At 49.4% G+C, this 5,521-nt stretch carries 6 protein-coding genes; 5 read left to right on the top strand and 1 reads right to left on the bottom strand.

Annotation, left to right across the window (positions count from 1 at the left end):
• Positions 1-5 precede the first annotated feature (5 nt).
• Entirely contained in the window at positions 6-1,007 is a 1,002-nt protein-coding gene (locus tag ACR0P9_RS06955; protein ID WP_432618626.1) for an aldo/keto reductase, read from the bottom strand.
• Positions 1,008-1,167: 160 nt separating this feature from the next.
• Here ACR0P9_RS06955 and ACR0P9_RS06950 point away from each other — a divergent pair, with 160 nt between their 5' ends.
• The 5 genes from ACR0P9_RS06950 to ACR0P9_RS06930 form a co-directional block, all read left to right on the top strand.
• Positions 1,168-2,067, top strand: coding sequence for a LysR family transcriptional regulator (locus ACR0P9_RS06950; protein ID WP_432618624.1), 900 nt, complete (start codon positions 1,168-1,170; stop codon positions 2,065-2,067).
• A gap of 318 nt (positions 2,068-2,385) precedes the next feature.
• Positions 2,386-3,231, top strand: coding sequence for an aminotransferase class IV (locus ACR0P9_RS06945; RefSeq protein WP_432618622.1), 846 nt, complete (start codon positions 2,386-2,388; stop codon positions 3,229-3,231).
• Between the two features lie 34 nt (positions 3,232-3,265).
• Positions 3,266-4,009: a 5-oxoprolinase subunit PxpB gene (gene pxpB, locus ACR0P9_RS06940; protein WP_432618620.1), complete on the top strand. Its 744-nt coding sequence runs from the start codon at positions 3,266-3,268 to the stop codon at positions 4,007-4,009.
• The gene (locus ACR0P9_RS06935; protein ID WP_432618618.1) at positions 4,003-4,920 is read left to right on the top strand and encodes a biotin-dependent carboxyltransferase family protein; all 918 of its coding nucleotides are present in this window, start codon (positions 4,003-4,005) and stop codon (positions 4,918-4,920) included. Before pxpB ends, ACR0P9_RS06935 begins: the two co-directional genes overlap by 7 nt.
• Positions 4,907-5,521: putative hydro-lyase (locus tag ACR0P9_RS06930; RefSeq protein ID WP_432618616.1), on the top strand; the 615-nt coding region annotated here is incomplete at its 3' end. The genes ACR0P9_RS06935 and ACR0P9_RS06930, both read left to right, overlap by 14 nt.

The raw sequence follows: 5,521 nt of genomic DNA, 5'->3' as shown, positions 1-5,521 counted from the left end.
TTGTATTATTTTTTTACCATTCGGCTTCCGCCGAATACTTGTGACATAGAAATTTGAGAGAGTGCATCGTCGATGGCGAGAACTTCTGCATCGGATAGGACAATATTTGCGGATCCGGCATTTTCAATCAAACGATTTGGCTTGCGTGTGCCGGGAATAGGAACAATATATGGCTTTTTGCACAGCATCCAAGCGAGAGAAATCTGTGCGGGCGTTGCCTGTTTTTCCTGTGCCAGCTGATGCAGCAGAGCCAACAGATCTTGGTTTTGGTCAATGCTTTCCGGCTGGAATTGCGGCATGACGCTGCGATAATCTGTTCCGGCTTCAAACTGAGAGGTTTTATCGTATTTTCCGGAGAGAAATCCGTTTGCCAAGGGAGAAAATGCAACGTAGCCGATATGCAGCTCTTCCAAAACAGAAAAGAGGGATTCATACCAACGCGCCATCATAGAATAACGATTCTGAATAGCAGTTACCGGGCAAACAGCGTGCGCACGGCGAATCGTGTCTTCGGTGGCTTCGGATAAACCCCAATGGGTGATTTTTCCCTCACGCATCAAATCCGACATGACACCGGCGACTTCCTCAATGGGAGCATTGGGATCGAGTCTGTGCTGATAGTATAAGTCGATGTGATCGGTGCGCAGCCGCTTGAGCGAACCTTCGACAGAGGCGCGAATGACTTCCGGACGGGAGTTTGGCACCAATGGTTTGTTGACTTCTGAGCTGGTCGCGTCAAATCCAATACCAAATTTGGTGGCAAGGATAATGTTGTCTCGATATGGCTTGAGTGCTGTGCCCAAAAACTCTTCATTGTCGTGCGGGTTGTCTGGTGTGCCGTAAATTTCGGCTGTATCAAAGAAGGTATAGCCCAGTTCTACCGCCTGTGCCAACAGCTTGGTCATTTCTGCTTTGTCTGCCGGAGCACCATACGCATGGCTCATACCCATGCAGCCGAGACCGACAGCAGAAACGGTCAAATCGGTTCCTAAAGTACGATACTGCATGTTACACATCCTTTCCTAAATACAATTTATTTTATTATAAAACAAAAAGCGAGCGAATAGAAGTTTCCTTTGGTTTATGAGTTTAAAGTCTAGGGTTATAACAATTGACAGGGGAACCGTCATTCTATTATAATACTAGTAGAAATAAGGTGGTGAAATCATGTATAATCCACAGTTGGACACGTTTCTTCGCGTGGCAGATGCCGGCAGCTTTAATAAGGCAGCGGAACAAAGCTATGTCACACCAACAGCTGTGATGAAACAGATCAATAGCTTGGAATCTCATTTGGGTGTGAAGCTATTCAAACGCTCTCACCGTGGATTGATGTTGACAGAAGCGGGAGAATCGTTGTACAGCGATGCAAAATACATCATTCAATATTGTAAAGATTCTGTGATTCGTGCGCAGAATGCCATGCAGGAGAACAGCCAAGTTATTCGGATTGGTACGTCGCCAATGACACCGGCACAAGTTCTTGTCGAGCTGTGGCCAAAGATTCATGCGTTGTGTCCGGACATCAAATTTCAGCTTGTTCCGTTTGAAAATACACCGGAAAATGCACAAGAAATCTTACAGCATTTGGGGCGTAACATAGACATCATTGCGGGCATTTTCGATCATACCATGTTGGATGTGAGAAAATGCGCAGGATTTGAGATTTCCAGAGAACCGCTGTGCTGTGCCGTTTCTGTATATCACCCGCTTGCGAAAAAAACAAAGCTGCAAATACAGGATTTGTATGGCGAGAGACTGCTGCTGATGCATCGGGGCTGGAGCAGTCATGTTGATGCGTTGCGAGAAGATATTGGGAACCACCACAGAGAAATTGAACTGGTCGATTTTGATTTTTACAGTGTTGATATTTTTAATCGGTGTGAAAACAGTAGCGATATTTTGATGGCGGTACAGGCTTGGGAAAATGTCCATCCGTTGCTAAAGGTGCTTCCGGTAGAATGGAATCACTGGATCCCCTATGGACTGCTGCATTCGCCGGAACCGTCAGAGACAGTTCAGCGCTTTTTATCCGCTCTGCAAACCGTGTTGCGGGACAAAATATAAGTATGTGATACATGCAATCGTATCAAACATATCATGCAAATTACATCCTGCGTTTACCTGCTGATTGTTAAGCTGTCAGACCGAAAAGAATAAAAAATAAACTTGGGAGAATCTCGAGAAAATCGAAAAAATTTCGGAAAAAAGAAAAAATAATAGAAAAATAGAGAAAATTACCAATTGATCTTGCAAAGAATTAAGAAGCGGCGTATAGTAAGACACAGGGAACAGGCAATGGGGCCGACAAGGTACTTGCTCGTTCCCTTTTTGCATGATAAAAAGGAAAACGATGCAAATTTCTTCATTCTGGAGGCAGAGAAAATGAAAACGTTAGGTTATTATAACGGAAAATATGGTGAGCTGGAAGACATGTCCATTCCGATGAACGACCGTGTTTGTTGGTTTGGTGATGGCGTATATGATGCCGGTCCGGCACGCAATGGCAAGATCTTCGCTATTGATGAGCACATTGACCGTTTCTTTAACAGCGCAGGGCTGCTGGATATTGTGATGCCGGTCACCAAGCCGGAGCTGAAGGAGCTGCTCCAGGAGATGGTAAATAAGATGGATGATCCGGAACTGTTTGTTTACTATCAGGTGACGCGCGGCACCGGCATCCGCAATCATGTATATACAGAAGGTGCAGGCAATCTGTGGATTATGATTACCCCGCAGGTCATCGGCGACTGCAAGGAGCCAATCAAGCTGATTACGCTGCCGGATACGCGCTTCCTGCACTGCAATATTAAGACCCTGAATCTGATTCCGTCTTGTGTTGCTTCGGAAAAGGCAAAGAAGGCAGGCTGTCAGGAAACCGTATTCTATCGTCCGGGCAATCGTGTCACAGAGTGCGCACACAGCAATGTCTCTATTCTGAAGGATGGCAAGTTCATCACTGCACCGACGGATAACCTGATTCTGCCGGGCATCGCGCGTGCCCATCTGATTAAGGCGTGCAAGAAGCTGGGCATTCCGGTCAGCGAGACACCGTACACGCTGGATGAGTTGTTTGATGCGGATGAAATCATTGTATCCAGCTCCAGCAAGCTGTGCTTACATGCCTGCGAAATTGACGGCAAGCCGGCAGGCGGAAAGGCACCGGAACTGATGGAAAAGCTGCGTGCCGCAGTTATCGACGAATTCGAGAGCGCAACCGCAGCAGAGTAAACGAAATAGAATTCACAAGAGGGAGGGATCTTCATTGAGCGGACAGACCAATACAGCGCGTTATCTTCCGGCCGGGGATGCGGCGCTGGTCGTAGAGTTCGGCAGTGAGATCAGCGATGCGATCAACGATAAAGTACAGGCGATGGGCAAGAGCATTTTGGATGCCAAGTTGCCCGGCGTGCGGGAAGTCATTCCGACCTTCCGTTCGCTGATGGTGACCTTTGACCCGGCGCAGACACATTTTTCTGCCTTGTGCCGCAAGCTCAAAAAGCTGGAAAAGCACTGTCAGGTCAGCGGAGGCACCAAAAAGCGCGTGATTAAAATTCCGTGCTGTTATGGCGGCGAATTTGGCCCGGATATGGCAGATCTTGCCGCACATGCTGGCATGTCAGAGCAAGAAGTCATTGCTGTACACAGTGGTACCGATTACCGCATTTATATGATGGGATTTTTACCCGGATTTGCGTATCTGGGCGGCTTGGACAAACGGTTGGAGATGCCGAGACTCAAGACGCCGCGTGTCCGCATTCCGGCGGGTGCTGTTGGCATTGGCGGCAGCCAGACCGGTGTGTATCCGCTGGATTCCCCTGGCGGCTGGCGGTTGATCGGCAGAACCCCACTGGAACTGTATGACCCAAAGCACAGTCCGTATATTCTGTGCCATGCGGGCGAATATATTCGGTTTGTTCCGATCTCTCCCGAAGAATATCAGACCATTCGAGAACAGGTGACAGCGGGCACTTACCAGCTGGAAACAGAGGAGGTGTCTGTATGTTAAGAGTCGTGCGTCCGGGAGCTTTGACAACCGTACAGGATGAAGGACGATTCGGCTATCAGTCGATGGGCATTGGCGTAGGCGGATGCATGGATACCCGCGCATATCACCGCGCCAATTATCTGGTCGGCAATACAAACGGCGAAGCGGTTTTGGAAATGACCTTTGCCGGTGCGTGCTTTGTTGCGATGCAGGATATGATTCTGGCATTGACCGGAGCGGATATGCAGCCAAAGCGGAACAAAAAGCCGATTCCGATGAATCAGCCGTTTGAGCTGCATGAAGGCGATGAGCTGATGCTGTCGTTTGCCAAGACGGGATGCCGGTGTTATCTGGCAGCTGCTGGCGGATTCGATATGCCGATTGTTCTGGGCAGCCGCTCGACCAATATGAAGTGCCATATGGGCGGCTTCTTGGGCAGAGCGTTGATTCCCGGCGATATTTTGGCGATTGGCGAGGAGCGCCAGGCATGGGAACAGCTCAAAGACCGCCGTGTGCCGGAAGAAGAGTACCCGACCGAGGTTGTGCTGCGCGCCGTGCTTGGCCCGCAGGACGATGCATTCACGGCAAAGGGAATCGAAACATTTTTCCATGAGAGCTATACTGTCGCAGACAACAGTGACCGTATGGGATACCGCATGAGCGGTGCGGAGATTGAAAGCCATCATGGCTCAGATATTATTTCGGATGGCATCACCTTGGGATCTGTACAGGTGGCATCGGATGGCAAGCCGATTGTTTTGATGGCAGACCGCCAGACAACCGGCGGCTATGCGAAGATTGCAACGGTTTGTACATTTGACATCCCAAAGCTGGCACAGTGCCGCCCAGGTGACCACGTTCGATTCCAGCAGATTTCATTGCGAGAAGCGAGCAAATTCGCGCGGAAGGAGAAACAGTATGAATTATTCTGAGATGAGTCCGCGCGATGTGCGCGCCTTGATTCGAGAAAAGAAGATTACCGGTCCGACAGCGGGTATGAGTGCCGGATACGCACAGGCCAATTTGGTTGTGCTTCCCGCAGACCTTGCCTATGACTTTTTGTTATTTGCCCAGCGCAATCCGAAGTCCTGCCCGCTGCTCGAAGTTAGCGACAAGGGCAGCCGCGCTTTGCACAGCATTGCGCAGGACACAGATATTGCTAAGGATTTGCCGAAATATCGCATCTACCGCAACGGTGAGTTGGACGGCGAGTATACAGATGTGGAACAGTTTTGGCGTGATGATTTGGTTAGCTTTTTGATTGGATGCAGCTTTTCCTTTGAGTCGGCATTGTTGGAAGCTGGCGTACCGGTTCGTCACATCGAAGAGGGCTGCAACGTACCGATGTATAAGACCAATATCGCGTGCACACCGGCAGGTGTCTTTCATGGCAATATGGTTGTGAGTATGCGTCCGCTGCCGTATGACCAGATCGTCAAGGCAACGCTGATTACCGGCGATACGCCGCGGGTACTCGGTGCGCCGAGTCATATCGGCAATCCGGAGGCAATTGGTATTCATGATTTACAGCAT

Origin of the sequence: Butyricicoccus sp. (assembly GCF_050872565.1) — a bacterium.
Classification (GTDB): Bacteria; Bacillota; Clostridia; order Oscillospirales; family Butyricicoccaceae; genus Butyricicoccus_A.
The sequence above is the reverse complement of the archived record's forward strand: the minus strand, read 5'-3'. Positions and strand labels throughout refer to the sequence as shown.

Excerpts from the sequence above, each read along its gene's own strand:
- ACR0P9_RS06955 (WP_432618626.1), bottom strand. The coding sequence starts at position 1,007 with ATGCAGTATCGTACTTTAGGAACCGATTTGACCGTTTCTGCTGTCGGT.
- ACR0P9_RS06950 (WP_432618624.1), top strand. The coding sequence starts at position 1,168 with ATGTATAATCCACAGTTGGACACGTTTCTTCGCGTGGCAGATGCCGGC.
- ACR0P9_RS06945 (WP_432618622.1), top strand. The coding sequence starts at position 2,386 with ATGAAAACGTTAGGTTATTATAACGGAAAATATGGTGAGCTGGAAGAC.
- ACR0P9_RS06935 (WP_432618618.1), top strand. The coding sequence starts at position 4,003 with ATGTTAAGAGTCGTGCGTCCGGGAGCTTTGACAACCGTACAGGATGAA.